This window comes from Polaribacter sp. R77954, assembly GCF_044595335.1.
In the GTDB taxonomy this organism is placed as follows: Bacteria; Bacteroidota; Bacteroidia; order Flavobacteriales; family Flavobacteriaceae; genus Polaribacter.
Genome location: NZ_CP138992.1, coordinates 2,764,229 through 2,781,756 on the forward strand (window position 1 = coordinate 2,764,229; position 17,528 = coordinate 2,781,756).

15 protein-coding genes are annotated in these 17,528 nt (G+C 31.1%); 13 read left to right on the forward strand and 2 right to left on the reverse strand.

Annotated features, from left to right (window positions below; all coding sequences use genetic code 11):
* Nucleotides 1–17: 17 nt before the first annotated feature.
* The 7 genes from SJY27_RS12055 (at nucleotide 18) to SJY27_RS12085 (ending at nucleotide 7,412) form a co-directional block, all read left to right on the forward strand.
* Nucleotides 18–599, forward strand: coding sequence for a methyltransferase domain-containing protein (locus SJY27_RS12055; protein WP_397447920.1), 582 nt, complete (start codon nucleotides 18–20; stop codon nucleotides 597–599).
* Nucleotides 600–681: 82 nt separating this feature from the next.
* Nucleotides 682–2,028 carry a cytochrome ubiquinol oxidase subunit I gene (locus SJY27_RS12060; RefSeq protein WP_397445094.1) on the forward strand — a complete coding sequence of 449 codons (1,347 nt, stop codon included), beginning with the start codon at nucleotides 682–684 and terminating at the stop codon, nucleotides 2,026–2,028.
* Nucleotide 2,029: 1 nt separating this feature from the next.
* Nucleotides 2,030–3,076: a cytochrome d ubiquinol oxidase subunit II gene (gene cydB / locus SJY27_RS12065; RefSeq protein ID WP_397445096.1), complete on the forward strand. Its 1,047-nt coding sequence runs from the start codon at nucleotides 2,030–2,032 to the stop codon at nucleotides 3,074–3,076.
* Between the two features lie 114 nt (nucleotides 3,077–3,190).
* On the forward strand, nucleotides 3,191–4,801 hold the full coding sequence (locus SJY27_RS12070) for a T9SS type A sorting domain-containing protein (protein WP_397445097.1): 1,611 nt from the start codon (nucleotides 3,191–3,193) through the stop codon (nucleotides 4,799–4,801).
* A gap of 177 nt (nucleotides 4,802–4,978) precedes the next feature.
* Nucleotides 4,979–6,436 (forward strand): NAD(P)/FAD-dependent oxidoreductase, encoded by a 1,458-nt coding sequence (locus tag SJY27_RS12075; RefSeq protein WP_397445098.1) that lies wholly within the window; start codon nucleotides 4,979–4,981, stop codon nucleotides 6,434–6,436.
* 107 nt (nucleotides 6,437–6,543) lie between these two features.
* Nucleotides 6,544–6,678, forward strand: a complete 135-nt coding sequence (locus tag SJY27_RS12080; RefSeq protein WP_397445100.1) for a hypothetical protein — start codon at nucleotides 6,544–6,546, stop codon at nucleotides 6,676–6,678.
* Between the two features lie 14 nt (nucleotides 6,679–6,692).
* A complete protein-coding gene (locus SJY27_RS12085) occupies nucleotides 6,693–7,412 on the forward strand; it encodes a peroxiredoxin (RefSeq protein WP_397445101.1) in 720 nt (239 codons plus the stop codon).
* Between the two features lie 64 nt (nucleotides 7,413–7,476).
* On the opposite strand, the gene SJY27_RS12090 is transcribed toward SJY27_RS12085, so the two are convergent.
* A complete protein-coding gene (locus SJY27_RS12090; RefSeq protein WP_397445103.1) occupies nucleotides 7,477–9,561 on the reverse strand; it encodes a TonB-dependent receptor domain-containing protein in 2,085 nt (694 codons plus the stop codon).
* Between the two features lie 186 nt (nucleotides 9,562–9,747).
* A complete protein-coding gene (locus SJY27_RS12095) occupies nucleotides 9,748–10,065 on the reverse strand; it encodes a hypothetical protein (protein ID WP_397445104.1) in 318 nt (105 codons plus the stop codon).
* Between the two features lie 205 nt (nucleotides 10,066–10,270).
* Between SJY27_RS12095 and SJY27_RS12100 the strand changes: the two genes are divergently transcribed.
* The 6 genes from SJY27_RS12100 (at nucleotide 10,271) to SJY27_RS12125 (ending at nucleotide 17,296) form a co-directional block, all read left to right on the forward strand.
* Entirely contained in the window at nucleotides 10,271–10,924 is a 654-nt protein-coding gene (locus SJY27_RS12100; protein ID WP_397445105.1) for a DUF2202 domain-containing protein, read from the forward strand.
* 126 nt (nucleotides 10,925–11,050) lie between these two features.
* Nucleotides 11,051–12,361 carry a TolC family protein gene (locus tag SJY27_RS12105; RefSeq protein WP_397445106.1) on the forward strand — a complete coding sequence of 437 codons (1,311 nt, stop codon included), beginning with the start codon at nucleotides 11,051–11,053 and terminating at the stop codon, nucleotides 12,359–12,361.
* Between the two features lie 8 nt (nucleotides 12,362–12,369).
* On the forward strand, nucleotides 12,370–13,449 hold the full coding sequence (locus tag SJY27_RS12110; RefSeq protein ID WP_397445107.1) for an efflux RND transporter periplasmic adaptor subunit: 1,080 nt from the start codon (nucleotides 12,370–12,372) through the stop codon (nucleotides 13,447–13,449).
* A gap of 109 nt (nucleotides 13,450–13,558) precedes the next feature.
* Nucleotides 13,559–16,753 (forward strand): efflux RND transporter permease subunit, encoded by a 3,195-nt coding sequence (locus tag SJY27_RS12115; RefSeq protein ID WP_397445108.1) that lies wholly within the window; start codon nucleotides 13,559–13,561, stop codon nucleotides 16,751–16,753.
* Nucleotides 16,754–16,765: 12 nt separating this feature from the next.
* A complete protein-coding gene (locus SJY27_RS12120; protein WP_397445109.1) occupies nucleotides 16,766–17,068 on the forward strand; it encodes a hypothetical protein in 303 nt (100 codons plus the stop codon).
* A gap of 18 nt (nucleotides 17,069–17,086) precedes the next feature.
* Nucleotides 17,087–17,296, forward strand: a complete 210-nt coding sequence (locus tag SJY27_RS12125; RefSeq protein WP_397445110.1) for a DUF2892 domain-containing protein — start codon at nucleotides 17,087–17,089, stop codon at nucleotides 17,294–17,296.
* The last annotated feature ends 232 nt before the right edge of the window (nucleotides 17,297–17,528 follow it).

Here is a 17,528-nt window from a genome sequence, read left to right on the forward strand (position 1 = left end):
CTAGAATGTAAGAAATGTTGAATTTATCCGAGAATTTTTGGGCAAAAAAATACGAAACAGATAAAACAGGTTGGGATTTAGGAGAAATATCTCCGCCTTTAAAAGCCTATTTTGCTCAATTCAGTAACAAAGCATTTAAAATATTAATTCCTGGTGCTGGAAATTCTTACGAAGCTGAGTATCTTTTTAACAACGGATTTAAAAATGTGTATGTTGTAGATATTGCAAAACAACCTTTAGAAAACTTAAAAAAAAGGGTTCCTAATTTTCCAGAAAATCAATTAATTCATGCCAATTTTTTTGATTTAGAAGATACTTTCGATTTGATTATCGAACAAACTTTTTTCTGTGCCATCAATCCTGATTTAAGACGTAAATATGCTTCTAAAATGCATAATTTACTCAATAAAAACGGAAAATTGGTAGGTTTGCTTTTCAATGCAAAACTTAACGAAGATCATCCACCATTTGGTGGTAGTAAAGATGAGTATTTAAAGTATTTTCATTTTTATTTTAAAGAAATTAATATGGAAACGTGTTATAATTCTTTTCAGAATAGACAAGGTTTGGAGCTTTTTGTACAGCTAAAAAAAGCGTAGTTTTATTTTAACCTTTTGGTAACTTTTGTTACTGTGTTTTTCTAAAAAAGTTTATAATTTTACTATAAAATATTGGTAAATTATGGATACAGAAATATTAGCAAGAATTCAGTTTGCCTTCACAATTGCTTTTCATTATATCTACCCACCTTTAAGTATTGGTATTGGGCTTATAATGGTAATTATGGAAGGTTTATATTTAAAAACGGGTAACAAACAGTATGAAGTGTTAACCCGTTTTTGGTTAAAAATATTTGCCATAACTTTTGGTATTGGTGTTGCTACAGGAATTATAATGGAGTTTGAATTTGGTACCAATTGGTCTGTTTATTCAAAATACGTGGGTGATATTTTTGGGAGCGCTTTAGCTGCAGAAGGTTTGTTTGCTTTTGGTTTAGAAAGTACCTTTTTAGGTATTTTAATTTTTGGTTGGAATAGAGTATCACCCAAAGTACATTTTATATCAACCATTGGTGTTTTTTTAGGTTCTATGTTTTCTGCAGTTTGGATTGTTGTAGCCAATAGTTGGCAACAAACTCCTGCAGGGTATCATATTGTTGGCGAAGGTTTTAACGCAAGAGCAGAAGTTACCGATTTTTGGGAAATGGTTTTTAACCCATCAAGTGTAGATCGAATTATTCATGTTTGGCAAGGTGCATTTTTAGCAGGTGCATTTTTAGTACTAAGTGTACATGCTTATTATTTACTTAAAGGTAGGTATATAGAAATCTCTAAAAAAGCATTTAAAATTGCGCTTTTGGTTGCCACAATATTTTCATTAACACAATTGCTTTCTGGGCATAGTTCTGCTGATGGAGTTGCAAAAAATCAACCTGCAAAATTAGCGGCTATGGAAGGGCATTATGACAAGTCTGCACCCGCAGATTTGTATTTGTTTGGTTGGGTAAATAATCAAACGCAACAAGTTGTAGGATTGGCTTTACCTGGTGGATTGTCCTTTTTAGTGCATCAAGATTTTAGCGCACCAATTACAGGTTTAAATGCATTTCCAGAAGAAGACAGGCCAAGCCAAGTCAATGCCGTTTTTCAGTTTTATCATATTATGGTTTTTATAGGAATGTTTTTTATAGGATTAACGTTATATGCAAGTTTTTTATGGTGGAGAGGAAAATTATTTGATAAAAGATGGTTGTTGCAAATTTTTGCGTTTTCGGTTATTTTACCTCAAATAGCCAATCAAGTAGGTTGGTTTGCTGCAGAAATGGGTAGACAACCTTGGATTGTTTACGGACATTTAAGAACTAGTGAAGGCTTTTCGCAAGAAGTATCATCAAACCAAATTCTTTTCTCATTAATCTTATTTTTAGTAGTCTACACGCTATTATTTCTTTTGTTTATGTATTCTTTAAATAAAAAAATAAAACATGGGCCTTATGATGAAGCTAAAAACGATTTAAAAATTATATAAAATGGTAGAATTAGAAACTTTTTTAGGGATCGATTATCCAACACTTTGGTATTTAGTGGTTGGGTTACTATTTTCAGGATATGCAATTTTAGAAGGCTTTGATTATGGTGCAGGAGCTTGGCATTTGTTCTTAAAAAAAGATTTGAGCAGACGAATTGCTATTAATGCCATTGGTCCTCTATGGGATGCCAATCAAGTATGGTTAATTATTGGTGGTGGTGCTTTGTTTGCAGGTTTTCCAGTAATGTATGCTACCATGTTATCTGCAATGTATATTCCGTTTATGTTGTTTTTAGTATTGCTAGTTTTACGTTCTGCTGCTATAAAATTTAGAAGCGCTGAAGAAATGATTTGGTGGCGAAAAACCTGGGATATTATTTATTTTGTTTCCAATACTTTAATTGCCTTTTTATTAGGTGTAGTTTTAGGAAACGTACTGCAAGGTTTTGAAATCGGAGAAAACTTCAGTTATAAAGGTGGTATTTTCTTTGCTTTTTTAAGTCCGTATGCAATTATGGTGGGTTTCACAACCTTATCTATTTTTATGACGCAAGGGGCTATCTTTTTATTGTTAAAAACAGAAGGACGTTTGTATGAAAGGTTAACTTTTCTATTAAAAAAAGGAATGATATTTTTTATTGTCTCATTTGCAATAACTTCTTTATATACTTTAGTTTTTTTACCTGGAGTAACCGATAAATTTAAAGAATACCCTGTCTTTTTTATACTGCCTATTTTGGCATTTTTAGCAGTAGCAAATGTGCCAAGGTTGGTTTCAAAGAAAAAATATGGAAATGCACTGGTATTTTCGTCGTTAACTATGGCGTTTTTATTAATGTTAGTTGCTTTTCAATTGTATCCTGTTTTATTACCTTCTACCATAGATCCTAAATTTAGTGTTACTATATACAATGCAGCTTCTTCACAAAAATCGTTAGGCATTATGCTAACTATCGTGGTAATTGGAGCACCACTTCTGGCAGGGTATTTTTTGTTTTTGTACAAAACATTTCATGGAAAAGTGAAGTTAGATGATACAAGTTATTAAATATTCAATCTTTATAGTTTATACAGCACCTTTAGGATGCTTTTTTATGTAACAAAAGTTGCACTAGTTAAGAATTTGTTTTAATAATTTTATCAAATTAAAAAAAACAGCATTATGAAAATAATAGTAGCGTTTCTATTCTCAATTTTAATAGTAAGTTCAAGTTTATCTCAAGATCAATTTACAGTTCAAATAGAGCCATTGGTAATTACAAATGCGCCAAGTGTACATTCTTTTTCTTGGGGTAAAACGTCTGATGGGAAATGGGTAATTTTCGGTGGTAGAATTGATGGTTTACATCAGCGACAACCTTTTGCCTCTTTTTTAGAGAATGATAATAATAAAAATGTATTTGTTATAGATCCAGTAGCAAAACAAACTTGGAGCACTTCAATAAGTGTTTTATCAGCATCATTGTTTGAACAATTACAATCTACAAATCAAGAGTTTATACAAAGAGGAAACACTTTATATATTATTGGTGGATATGGTTTTAGTGCCACACAAAATGACCATATAACGTATGATAAATTAACAGCAGTAAATATTGATGGTTTAGCTAATGCAGTTATAAATAATACAACTATCACGTCCTTTTTTAGACAAATTTCCGATACAAATCTTGCTGTAACTGGTGGTCAATTGGGTTTGTTAAACGATGTATTTTATTTATGTGGAGGTCAATATTTTGAAGGAAAATATAATCCTAGAGGTCCAAGTAATGGACAAGGGTTTGTACAGAAATATACTGATGAAATTAGAACATTTCAAATCAATGATGATGGTACTAACCTAAGTATTGCAAATTATTCAGCGCAACAAGATACCAATAATTTACATAGAAGAGATTACAATATGGCATATCAAATTTTTCCAGATGGCACAGAAGGATTTACTATGTTTAGTGGAGTTTTTCAACATACAGCTAATTTACCTTGGTTAAATTCAGTAGATGTTACTGCTTCTGGTTATACCGTTAATAATAATTTTAATCAATATTTAAGTCAATATCACAGTGCAAAAATTCCTGTTTTTGATGAAGAAAATAATATAATGCACACCTTATTTTTTGGAGGTATGAGTCAATATAAATTAGATGGCAATAACAATCTAATACAAGATGATAATGTACCATTTGTAAAAACCATAAGTAAAGTTTCTAGGTTTAATGATGGTACTATGGAAGAAAGTAGTTTAGGAATAGAAATGCCAACTTTTTTAGGTTCTGGAGCAGAGTTTATTCCACTGCATAATGAAACTAATTATGTATCTGATGAAATTGTAGATTTGAATAATTTACAAGAAGGCAAAACATTAGTTGGTTATATTTTTGGAGGAATAGAAAGTACACAAGAAAATATTTTTTTTATTAATGATGGTTCGCAAAGTTCTGCAAGTAATTTAGCTTTTAAAGTATTTATCGATAAAAAATCCACATTAAGTACAAGTGAGGTTGCACTTAAGTTAGACAATATTTATAATGTAAAAGTATATCCAAACCCATCACTAGGTCTTTTTTCTATTGAGGTTTTTACACCAAATACAGAAAAAAGCAGTTTAGAAATATTTGATGTTTTAGGAAAAAAAATAAAGACCATCACTTTAAAAAATACAATAGGAATAAAAAAAGTTTCTTTAGATTTAACTAAAGAAGCTTCTGGTGAATATATATTGGTTTTTAAAAATAACAATAAAAAGATTAGGCAAAAATTACTTAAAAAATAATTTTATTAATAATTTTATTAATAATTTGTTTTACAAATTTTTACTTAGTTTTTAATTAGAAGAGGTTATTAGTTTTAATAATCTTTTTTTTTTTTTTTGTAATTCATTTAGAATCTGTAACATATGTTACTGTGTACATCTAATATTAAAATTACCTTTATGTAAAAATTAATAATTATGTCTAAAATTGTCATTTTAGGAGCTGGGATTTCTGGGCACGTAGCAGCTTCTCATTTAAGAAGAAAGTTGGCTAAAAAACATGAGGTTGTTGTAGTTTCTCCTAATAGCAATTATCAATGGATTCCTTCTAATATTTGGGTAGGAATTGGTAGGATGAAATCTAAAAAAATCTTATTTCCTTTGGCCCCTTTATATAAAAAGAAAGGAATTGGGTACAAACAAGCCAAAGCAATTTCTTTTTTTCCTGAAGGAGATGTAAATGAAGAAAAACCATATGTTTTGGCAGAGTATGTTGTGGGAGAAAATAAAGGAAAACAAGAAAAAGTTACTTACGATTATTTAATAAATGCTACCGGACCAAAATTAAATTTTGAAGCCACAGAAGGACTGATTCCTGGTAAAAATAAAACCTATTCTGTTTGTACATATACACATGCAGATCATGCATGGGAAGGTTTAAACGAATCTATTCAGCAAATGAAAGCTGGCAAAAAAATGAAAATTTTAATTGGTACAGGTCATGCAAAATCTACTTGTCAAGGTGCCGCTTTTGAGTATATTTTAAATGTAGAAAAAGAATTACGTCGTCATAAAGTTAGAGATATGGCAGAAATTACTTGGATCTCAAACGAGTACAGTTTAGGCGATTTTGGGATGGATGGAATGCTGATGAGTTATGGAGATATGATAATGAAATCTAGCGAAATGATTGAAATGATTTTTGAAGATAGAGACATTAAATGGATACTTGGAGCTGGTGTAAATAAAATTGAAGATGGTGTTGCTCATTATGAGAATTTAGATGGCGAATACAAATCAGAAACCTATGATTTTGCCATGTTAATTCCAGCTTTTTCTGGTCATGGATTTAAAGCTTATGATAAAAATAAAAAAGATATTACAGAAAAATTGTTTAAAGGTTTTATGATTGTAGATGCTGATTATACAGCAAAACCTTACGAAGAATGGACGGTTCAAGATTGGCCAGAAACGTATCAAAACCCTAGTTATAAAAATATTTTTGCACCAGGAATTGCATTTGCGCCACCACATACAATTTCTAAACCAAGAACAAGTAAAAACGGAACACCTATTTTTCCTGCACCACCAAGAACAGGAATGCCATCAGGAATTACAGCAAAATTAGTTGCAGATAATATTATAGATTCTATTAAAAAAGGAGGTGAATCTTTGCATCACAAAGGATCTATGGGAAATATGGGTGCAGCATGTATTGCGTCTGCAGGATTTGGTTTTTGGGACGGAAGTGGAGTAAGTATCACAACATATCCAATTGTGCCAGATTTTGTAAAATATCCAGATTCTCATGGAAGACATTTGGGTAAAACCTTTGGAGCTATTGGTTTGGCAGGGCATTGGCTTAAATTAATGCTGCATTATGCATTTATATATAAAGCAAAAATGAAACCTTTTTGGTGGTTGATTCCTGAATAGGAATCAAACTAATAATGTTGATTCCTGAATAGGAATCAAACCAACAAAGGTTGATGCTAAGGCAAGAGTACATTCAAAAACAACAATAATTCATAAAAAGAAACAGTATGAGAAGAATATCTCCAAGAATGCGATTTAGAATGATGAATCCAATTCTACAATTTTTTAAGTTTATCATTTTAAGTGTTAAAATTATGATTATTGTAGCAGGTGGACATGGAGGAACAAGAATTAATAAATAATTAAAAAGAATAAAATGGAAAGTATACAAGAACAACAAGACGTGTTTAGTATGCCAAGAATTGGTGATAAAGCACCAGAATTTACAGCAACAACTACACAAGGAGATATAAATTATCCTTCTGATTATTCAGGAAAATGGTCAATTTTATTTAGTCATCCTGCAGATTTTACACCTGTTTGTACTTCAGAGTTTATGACTTTTGCACATTTAGAAGAAAAATTTGCCAAAGCAAACTGTAGTTTAATAGGACTGTCTATTGATGGATTATACAGCCATATTGCGTGGTTAAGAACTATCAAGGATAAAATTAAATTCAATGGAATGGAAAATATTGAAGTTAAATTTCCTCTTATTGAAGATATTTCTATGAATGTAGCCAAAAAATACGGCATGATTCAACCTGGAGAAAGTAAAACGCAAGCAGTAAGAGCGGTGTTTTTTGTAGATCCAAAAGGTATTGTAAGAGCTATTATTTATTACCCTTTAAGTTTAGGCCGAAATTTTGATGAGTTGTATAGAGCTTTAATAGCAATGCAAACATCAGATAAATTTAATGTGGCGACTCCTGCAGATTGGAATCCTGGAGATGATGTAATTGTATCTCCTGCAGGATCTTGTGGTGTGGCAGAAGAAAGAATGGCATCTACAGAAGATTTAGACTGTAAAGACTGGTTTTTTTGTACAAAGAAATTAGATAAAGATTTAGTATTAAATGAAGTTCTGAAAAAATAGTAAATTTAGTTAGTGATAGTTATTTTAAAATAGGGCATTAAAAAGTTAATGCCCTATTTTATTTTTAAAAATTGTACTGTAAAAAAGCAGTAAAATTTCTTCCAGGTTCAGTAATAGGAACCCTACCAAAATTAGCTTGATTGTTAAAACTAAAGTTTAAATGGTTGTTATAGGTTTTGTCAAAAACATTTATAACTGCAAACCCAAGGTTAGCATTTTTAAAAGGTTTAAATCCTAAACGAACATCAATAGTTTGGTAACCATCTGTACTTGTTTCTCCAAAACTTGGGGCAATTTCGTTTTGAGAACTGGTGATATTGTATTGTACATTTGCCCAATATTTTTCTTTGGTAGTTCCTAAAATCAATCTAGCATTTAAAGGCGGAGTTAAGGGCAAAGATTCGTCTAAATCTTTATTTTTAGCATACACATAAGCCATTTCAGATTTAAAATAATAATCAGTAGTAAGGGCAGTTTCAAAACTAGCTTCAAAACCTGTTCTGTAAGCGTTGTCTAAATTTCGAAACACTTTAGGGTTTACAGGTTGTGCAGTTGGCATAAATTTTCTGGTTTTAGTAGGGTCTACAATACCCACAATAAAGTTTTGCAAATCAGAATAATACACAGAAGCTGCGTATTTAATACTGTTTTTGGTATTTTTTGCTTTAAAACCAACTTCAAACTGATTGTTTACTTCTGCTTTTAAATCGGGATTTCCTATATATTCAAAAGGATCTTGATTGATGGTAAAGTGATTGATATAACGCTCTATCATATTTGCAGAACGTACACCTCTACCAAAAGCAGCCTCTAGAGTAAAGTTTTTAGAAACTAATTTTTTTAATGAAACAGTTCCACTAATATTATTTTCTGTTCTTTTTTCTAAGTTATACAATGCTGCAAAATCTGCTTCTGGGTCTTTGATGTCAGATATTATTCTATCATATCTTACCCCAGCAGTTAACAAAGTATTTTCTGCAAACAACCATTTTGCTTCTGTAAATAAGCCAAAATCATTAACATATGAGTCTTGCCAAACTTTATCGTTAAATTCTCTAGGAGTAGGGAGCATGTTTCCGTTCATCATTTTTGCCAAACGCGTTCTTCCACCATCTCTAGCAATTAACATCGCATCAACACCTGTAAAAATATCTACATTTTTAGTAGGTTGCCAATTCAGTTCAATTTTTCCACCCATTGTTGTAGCTTCTACAGCAGAAGCAGCTTCTGTCATCATAAAAGAAGGTCTGTTGGTATTGGTCATTAAATGATCTACATAACTATAATACGCTTTGGCAGAAATACTATTTAATTTTCCTGATAAATTCGTTTTTTTATAGTCTAAAGAAGCAATGCTACTATTGTCATACTCTGTATCCATAGGCAAACCTGCGTGTAAAACATCACGTCCAAAAGATTGTCTCCAATGAAATTGCAAACGCTCAAAATCGGTAAAATTATAACCCACTTTTACACCATAATCTGTGCTTAAAAAAGAAGAAGGTATTTCTGTACCATCACCATCTGTATAACTTCCAAAATCTCTGTAACCAAAATTACCAACCACATCATATTTGTCTTTTATATACTGTAATTGCAGCATATTTACGGTAGAATTTCCATTGGTTTCAAAACCAGATGAAAATTTTCCTGAAAAACCATTGTCTAAATAGTTTGTTTTTTTAGAAACCATATTTACAATTCCGCCAAAAGTAGCTCCATAACGAACTGTATAGGGTCCTTTTATAATTTCGATTTTAGCAATTTCTTCTGGAATAATATGCGTTGTAATCGGGTCCATTCTATTTGGGCAAGCATGCATGGCTTTGGTTCCTCCATCATATTGAATATTTAATTGTTCATACTGGCTTCCTCTAAAAGATGGGTCTATGGCGTAATTTCCTCTTTTAATTACAGAAAAACCATTGATGTTGTTAAATAAATCTGCTACGTTTTTCGGCTGTACCACATTTTTATCATATCTGTTAGAAATAATGGTATGTATAGGATCTGTTTTTAATTTTCCGGTTACAATTACCTCATCTAATTGTACTTTTTTTAGGGTATCTTTTTCTACATCCTTTTTTTCTTGTGATAAAAAAGATGAAGAAATAAGTGTGCATAATAACACACTAAAAAATAATTTCATTTTTTAAATTTTAGTTTTTATATACGATTTTGTGTAGGCTCTCTGAAAAGTAGATCTATATGTCATTTTGAGCGAAGTCGAAAAATCTAACTATTTGATGATCAAAAATTAAGATTTCTCCATTACAGTCGAAATGACATGGATTTTATACTTTTTAAACAGCCTGTTTTTTAAATTGAAGTAAAACTAAACTTGTGGTGGGTGAAAACTTGTGTCAATGATCAAGTAGTCATAATAATTTTGATAGTTGAAAAATGTTTTTTTTGCAGCTATATTTATTTGAAAATCAACTTGGCAGATGGTATGCTGATGTAGTAAAATATCTTTAAAATCTACGATTTGAAGAGGTGCTTCTTCTGAACTTTTACTACTTTCTGTAACTTTTTTTAAGTGACATTTTCCATTACATTGCAATTCGGGTTGATCTTTATTCTCACACAATTCTGCAATAAAACCAATAGGATCTACATTGTAATAAATATACGTAAATGAAACTCGTAACATATTGTACAACACAAGACTGCTTAAAAAAAAAGCATAAAAAAGGGTTTTATATTTTGATAAAAAAATCAAATATTATAAGGTTTGTATCAACGTATTTACAGCGCAAATATAGGGTTCAAAAGTAACATATTCGTGTAACTTAGGTTACTTATAACCACTCTTTTTTATAATACCTTTATTCTATGAATTTTAAATATTAGAGATTATGAAAAATGTAATTAAAAAAGTAACGGTTCTATTTGTTATAATAATTTTAGCTATAGTTGTAAATGCATGTTCAGATGGTTCACAAGATGAATTTATACTATTTGACTTGAATGATGTTGAAGATGTTCAAGAAAGTACAACAATTTTGCAGGAAGATATTGATGCATTATTGTTTATGTTAGAAGAAGAAAAATTAGCGAGAGATACTTATGAGTATTTAGACAATACTTGGAGTTTAAGTCAGTTTGAAAACATAAAAAAAAGCGAACAAGCCCATATGGATGCTATAGAAGATGTATTAAAACAAAACGAGATTTCTTACACTATTTTACCAAAAGGAGTTTTTAGTAATAAAGATTTACAAGCGCATTACAATACATTTAAAGAAGATGGTGCAAAAAGTGTTATAAATGCATTAAAAATTGGTGCAACTATAGAAGATTTGGATATCAAAGATTTAGAAAACTATGTTTCACTAACTAAAAATAGTACTCTTATAAGTATTTATCAAAATTTAATATGCGGTTCAAGAAATCATTTAAGAAGTTTTATGAGAGGTTTAGATAATAATGAAGGCACATATACACCTCAATTTATCACTCAAGACGCCTTTGATTCGATAGTAAATAGTAGTCAAGAGCAATGTAATTAAATTTTAGTTTTCAGTTGGGTTAGAAAGCACTTAAATCATAGAGATTTAAGTGCTTTTTGTTTGGTAACTAATGTTACTAAAAAAACATTTTATTCGATTTAGTTTTGCATTGTTAAAATAAAATAGATGAAAAAAATAGTAAAAAGCATTTTTATAATTGTGTTATTGTTTTCTAAACAATTGCCTGCACAAGAAATAATTTCGATAGGTAAGTCTGAGGTGTTATCTAAAATTTCTGAAAAGAACTTATCCTTAAAAATTTCTAAAGAAGCGTTTAATGCTGCAAAAGCAGATTATAAACAAACCAATGCTGTTTTTTTACCAAATATTACAGCAAGTCATACAGGTATTTCTACTACAAATCCGTTAATGGCGTTTGGGTCTAAATTAAACCAAGGCATTTTAACGCAGAACGATTTTAATCCTACATTGTTAAACAACCCAGCACAAACTCAGAATTTTGCAACCATTATAAAAGTAGAACAACCGCTTATTAATTTAGATGGAGTTTATCAAAGAAAAGCTGCTAAATCTAAAATGGATGCCATGTCTTTGCAATCTAAAAGAACGGAGGATTACCTAACTTTTGAAGTAGAAAAAGCCTATATGCAATTGCAATTGGCCTACAAAGGTGAGCAGGTTTTAGAAAAAGCTTTACAGACAGCAAACGAAAACCAAAAATTAGCAGAGAACAGTTTTAAACAAGGTTTATTACAGCGTGCAGATGTATTAAATGTAGAGGTACGAGTTACAGAAATTAAAAATCAATTACAAACTGCAAAAAGTAACGTACAAAATGCCTCTAATTATTTGTCTTTTTTAATGAATGATGATGGATTTGTAATTTATAAACCAACAGATAGTTTAACGGTTTCTAATTTTTCTATGGATAACAAAACGATTTCAGAAAACAGATCTGATATCAAAGCAATGGAACTATCTACTAAAGCTTATGAGGCAATGAATAAAGCCGATAAAATGGCCTTTTTACCGCGTTTAAATGCGTTTGGAAGTTATGAACTCTATGACAATACCATTTTTCAAGGCAATGCAAGTGGATACTTAATTGGTGCGCAGTTAAGTTGGGACATTTTTCAAGGTTCAAAACGATTTGGAAAAGCACAAAAAAGTAAAGCAGAATTCGAAAAATCAAAGTTGGCTTACAATCAATATGTATCGCAAAGTAATTTAGAATTGAACAAAGTAAAACGTCAATTAATAGATGCTAAAAATAAATTAGAACTAACAGCATTAGCAGTGCAACAATCTAAAGAATCTTTAAGAATCCGTAAAAATAGATTTAAAGAAGGTTTAGAAAAAACGTCTGATTTATTACAAGCAGAAACGCAATTTGCTCAAAAACAATTAGAGTATTATCAAACTGTTTTCGAATACAATTTTACCCAAACGTACATCCAATTTTTAACTAAAGAATAATTATTAAAATGAAAAAATATATTTACATCATCGCGCTAATTTCCACATCATTAGTATTTAATAGTTGTGGTAGTGAAGACAAAAAAGTTGTTACAGATAACGCTCCAACATTACCTGTTAAAGTTGCTAAAGTTAAGCTAAATGCAAACAATTCCTTTTTATCTGTAAGCGGAAAAATACAAGCTACAAATAGTGCAGAAGTAAGCACAAGAATGATGGGTTTTGTAGAAAAAGTATACGTAAATGTTGGCGATAAAGTTAAAAAAGGACAATTGTTAATTGCAATTAACAATGCCGATTTACAAGCCAAAAAAGCACAGGTAGATGCTGGTATTGTACAAGCACAAACTGCTTTTACAAATGCAGAGAAAAATTATAACCGTTTTAAAAATTTATATGCAAGTAAAAGTATTTCTCAAAAAGAAATGGATGATATGACTGCCAATTACCAAATGGCAAAAGCAAGTTTAGAGTCTGCTAAACAAATGAAAAACGAAATTAATGCACAGTTTGCTTATGCTAACATTACTGCTCCTTTTAGCGGAATAATTACAAGTAAAAACATTAAATCTGGAGATATGGCAAATCCAGGAATGCCATTAATTAGTATAGAAACTCCAAAAGAATTTGAAGTAATGGCAATGGTACCAGAAACAGAAATTTCACAAATTAAAACAGGAACTTCTGTAGATGTTTTAGTAAAATCTATTGATACAACTCTTAAAGGAAAAGTAACAGAAGTAAGCACTTCTGCAAAAAATACAGGTGGGCAGTATTTGGTAAAAATCAATTTAGAAGAAACCAATGCAAATATTTTATCAGGAATGTTTACCACAGTTCAGTTTCCTGTGGATAAAAAGGTAAAATCAGAAATGGTGCTAATTCCTACTGAAGCTCTTGTAAAAAACGGACAATTATCTGGAGTGTATACTGTAAGTCAAAGTAATACAGCTTTGTTACGTTGGTTGCGTTTAGGAAGAACTTATGGAGATAAAGTAGAGGTATTATCTGGTTTATCAGCATCAGAATCTTATATCATTTCTGCTGATGGAAAATTATTTAACGGAGCAAAAATTTCAATTCAATAACTAAAAAGTCGCGTTAAGGATAGAAGTGAAAATCCTTTTTTTGCTGCCATAAATGGCAAAAAAAGATTGAAACGGATAGCCTGTTAAAACGCCCAAAAATAGAAACAATATGAAAGAAGGTTTAGCAGGAAAAATTGCAAAAGTCTTTATCGGTTCTAAATTAACGGTATTGCTAATGATTGTGTTTATGGTCATTGGTGTGTACAGCTCGTTTTTAATTCCGCGTGAAGAAGAACCACAAATAGATGTGCCAATGGCAGATATTTTTGTAGGATATCCAGGTGCAAGTCCTACAGAAGTAGAGTCTAGAGTGGTAAAACCTTTAGAGAAATTAATTTCAAATATCAAAGGTGTAGAATACGTGTATTCTACTTCGATGAACGAAAAAGCGATGGTAATTGTGCAGTTTTACGTGGGCGAAGACATTGAGCGTTCGTTTGTAAAATTATATAATGAAATTAACAAACACATGGATCAAATGCCAAAAGGAGTTACTTTTCCTTTGGTAAAAACGCGTGCTATTGATGATGTTCCAATGCTGGGATTAACCTTGTGGAGCGAAAATTATAACGATTTTCAGCTTGGGCAAATGGCACAAGAATTAGAAAGCGAAATTAAAAAGGTAAATGACGTTTCGATTACCCACAAAATTGGGGGAAGAAACCGTCAATTACGAGTGGTTTTAGATAAAGACAAGTTGGCTGCAAGCGGATTAGATTTCTTATCGGTTTCAGAAATGATAAAAGCCAATAACACCCAATTAAGTTCGGGTAGTTTTGATAAAAATGATACCGAGTTTTTAGTAAAAACAGGCAAGTTTTTAGCCTCTAAAACCGATGTAGAAAATTTGGTGGTTGGTGTGCAACAAAATCAGCCTATTTATTTAAAACAGATTGCAAAAATTATAGACGGACCAGAAGTTCCACAAAATTACGTGTCTTTAGGTTTTGGAAAAGCGAGTGATAAATCAGAAAAATACAAATCTGAATACCCTGCAGTTACCCTATCTGTTGCTAAAAGAAAAGGTGCAGATGCTATGAAAATTGCAGAAGTAATTATCGATAAAGTAGACCATTTAAGAACCTCTTTAATTCCTGATGATGTACACGTAGAAGTTACTAGAAATTATGGAGAAACTGCTTCTCATAAAGTATCAGAATTATTGTTACACCTTATTGGCTCTATCTTTGCAGTAACTTTAGTAGTGATGCTTGCTATGGGTTGGCGAGGTGGTTTGGTGGTGTTTTTATCAGTACCAATCACGTTTGCATTAACCTTGTTGAGCTACTATATGCTAGATTATACCTTAAACAGAATTACGTTGTTTGCGTTGGTTTTTGTTACAGGTATTGTGGTGGATGATTCCATTATTATTGCCGAAAATATGCATAGGCATTTTAAAATGAAACGCTTGCCTTTTAAACAAGCGGCTTTATATGCTATTAATGAAGTTGGTAACCCAACCATTTTAGCAACTTTTACCGTAATTGCTTCTGTGTTGCCAATGGCTTTTGTATCTGGTTTAATGGGGCCTTATATGGCACCAATGCCAATAGGAGCCTCTATTGCAATGATTTTATCATTATTTGTAGCCTTAACAATAACCCCTTATTTAGGTTATATTTTCTTAAGAGAAAAAGATAAAAAAGGAGCAGAAAAGAAGACCGAAAAACCTTTAGAGAATACTTTAATCTACAAAATTTACAATAAGCTAGAAAGACCTTTATTAGAAAGTACAACCAAAAGATGGTTGTTTTTAGGAGGAACATTCTTTGTGTTAATAGCAACAATGGGCTTGTTTTTAACCAATTCTGTAGCCGTAAAAATGTTGCCTTTTGATAACAAAAATGAGTTTCAAGTAGTAATTGATATGCCAGAAGGAACTACGTTAGAAAGAACAGCAGTAGTTACTCAAGAAATTGCTCAGTATTTAGCCACAAGACCAGAAGTGGTGAATTACCAAAACTATATTGGTACTTCTGCACCTATTACGTTTAATGGTTTGGTTCGTCATTACGATTTACGTGGCGGTTCTAATATGGCAGATATTCAAGTGAATTTGTTAGATAAAGGAGAACGTTCTATTCAAAGTCATGGAATTGCCAAATTATTGAGACCAGAAATTCAGAAAATTGCAGCAAAATACAATGCCAATGTAAAGTTGGTAGAAGTGCCACCTGGACCACCAGTTTTATCCACTATTGTTGCAGAAGTGTATGGACCAGATTATGAGGAACAAATTAGAATAGCAAATAATGTTCAAAATATTCTAAAAAATACAGAGGATGTAGTTGATATTGATTGGATGGTAGAAGCCAACCAAAAAGAATATCAGTTTGAAATAAACAGAGAAAAAGCCATGTTGTATGGAGTGGCTCCTCAGCAAATAGCTTATACCATGAATATGGCTTTATCTAATAGACCAATTACCAATTTATATGATGAAGATGCTGTAAATCAGGTTGGTTTGGTGTTGAGTTTAGATGAAAAAGAGAAATCTACCATTTCTGATATTTCTCAATTAAAAGTAACATCGAAACAAGGAAATATGATTCCTATTGCAGATTTAGTGGAAATTAAACAAACAACTGCTGCAAAAAGTATTTATAGAAAAAATCAGAAAAGAGTGGTGTATGTGTTGGCTGATATGGCTGGCGAATTGGAAAGTCCTGCATACGCAATTTTAGGAATGGAAAAGAAATTGAAAGAAATTAAACTTCCAGAAGGTTATCAATTAAATGAAATGTATTTGGGTCAGCCAGATTTTGAAGACGATTTTACTGTAAAATGGGATGGAGAATGGCAAATAACCTTAGAAGTTTTTAGAGATTTAGGAATCGCATTTTTAGGAGCATTAATCTTAATTTACATTTTAATTGTAGGTTGGTTTCAAAACTTTAAAGCACCTGTTGTAATGATGGTTGCTGTGCCTTTATCCTTAATCGGAATTATTATAGGTCACTGGATGATGGGCGCCTTTTTTACAGCTACCTCATTTATTGGAATGATTGCCTTAGCAGGAATTATGGTAAGAAATTCTGTTTTATTAATTGATTTTATCAACCTAAGATTGGCAGAAGGCATTCCGTTAAAACAAGCAGCCATAGAAGCTGGAGCTGTAAGAACTACACCTATTTTATTAACAGCAGGAACTGTAGTAATAGGAGCATTTGTCATCTTATTTGATCCAATTTTTCAAGGATTGGCAATCTCTTTAATGGGAGGAACTATTGTGAGTACAGTGCTAACTTTATTAGTAGTGCCATTGGTATATTATATGATTGAGAAGAAAAACTATAAATAAAAATATAATCAGATGAAATTAGTATTAGTTACAGCAGTAGAAGAATTTCAGAAAGCCATTTTAAAAATCTTTAAAAAAGCTTCGATAGAAAATTTAAGTGTTACAGAAATTAGTGGATTTAAAAATATTCCATCAGAAATAGCATCTAATTGGTTTTCTTCAGCAAAAAATGGTAATGAGTCTATATTGTTTTTCTCTTTTACAGATGATGAACATATTGATGTATTGTTCAATTTAATAACAGATTTTAATAATAATATGGAAACCAACAATCCTGTAAAAGGAGTGGTGTTGCCCATAGAAAGATTTACATAATAATTTAAAAATAAGAAAATGTTAAATACGTATTTTAGAGTAATAGTAGGGTTTATGGTTTTATTAATGGTAGCTTTATCTTACTATGTAAGCATAAATTGGTTGTGGTTTGGTGTCTTTATTGGTCTAAATATGATACAATCTGCCTTTACAAAATGGTGTTTGTTAGAAACTATTTTAGTAAAACTTGGTGTAAAAAAAGAAAGTGCTTCTTGCTCTTCTTGTTAAATAACTGTTCTCCAACTCAAAAAAAGAGGTTTTCTTCATTTTAAGAAGAAACCTCTTTTCAATTTTAACAACTTTTTATTTTTATTTATTCTAAATAAACTTTTATATTTGCAGTATATTTTATAATAATGATTATATTTTATACTGATAATAAGCCAACAATTACTATGACAAACACTTCAGTTTGTGATAGTGTTTGTTCGTCTAATTGTATTAAGCCAAAAAGTAAATG

Coding starts and splice junctions, on each gene's coding strand:
- SJY27_RS12125 (WP_397445110.1), top strand. CDS start 17,087: ATGTTAAATACGTATTTTAGAGTAATAGTAGGGTTTATGGTTTTATTA.
- SJY27_RS12120 (WP_397445109.1), top strand. CDS start 16,766: ATGAAATTAGTATTAGTTACAGCAGTAGAAGAATTTCAGAAAGCCATT.
- SJY27_RS12075 (WP_397445098.1), top strand. CDS start 4,979: ATGTCTAAAATTGTCATTTTAGGAGCTGGGATTTCTGGGCACGTAGCA.
- SJY27_RS12070 (WP_397445097.1), top strand. CDS start 3,191: ATGAAAATAATAGTAGCGTTTCTATTCTCAATTTTAATAGTAAGTTCA.
- SJY27_RS12090 (WP_397445103.1), bottom strand. CDS start 9,561: ATGAAATTATTTTTTAGTGTGTTATTATGCACACTTATTTCTTCATCT.
- SJY27_RS12085 (WP_397445101.1), top strand. CDS start 6,693: ATGGAAAGTATACAAGAACAACAAGACGTGTTTAGTATGCCAAGAATT.
- SJY27_RS12105 (WP_397445106.1), top strand. CDS start 11,051: ATGAAAAAAATAGTAAAAAGCATTTTTATAATTGTGTTATTGTTTTCT.
- SJY27_RS12060 (WP_397445094.1), top strand. CDS start 682: ATGGATACAGAAATATTAGCAAGAATTCAGTTTGCCTTCACAATTGCT.
- SJY27_RS12115 (WP_397445108.1), top strand. CDS start 13,559: ATGAAAGAAGGTTTAGCAGGAAAAATTGCAAAAGTCTTTATCGGTTCT.
- SJY27_RS12100 (WP_397445105.1), top strand. CDS start 10,271: ATGAAAAATGTAATTAAAAAAGTAACGGTTCTATTTGTTATAATAATT.
- SJY27_RS12080 (WP_397445100.1), top strand. CDS start 6,544: ATGAGAAGAATATCTCCAAGAATGCGATTTAGAATGATGAATCCAATT.
- SJY27_RS12110 (WP_397445107.1), top strand. CDS start 12,370: ATGAAAAAATATATTTACATCATCGCGCTAATTTCCACATCATTAGTA.
- SJY27_RS12095 (WP_397445104.1), bottom strand. CDS start 10,065: ATGTTACGAGTTTCATTTACGTATATTTATTACAATGTAGATCCTATT.
- cydB (WP_397445096.1), top strand. CDS start 2,030: ATGGTAGAATTAGAAACTTTTTTAGGGATCGATTATCCAACACTTTGG.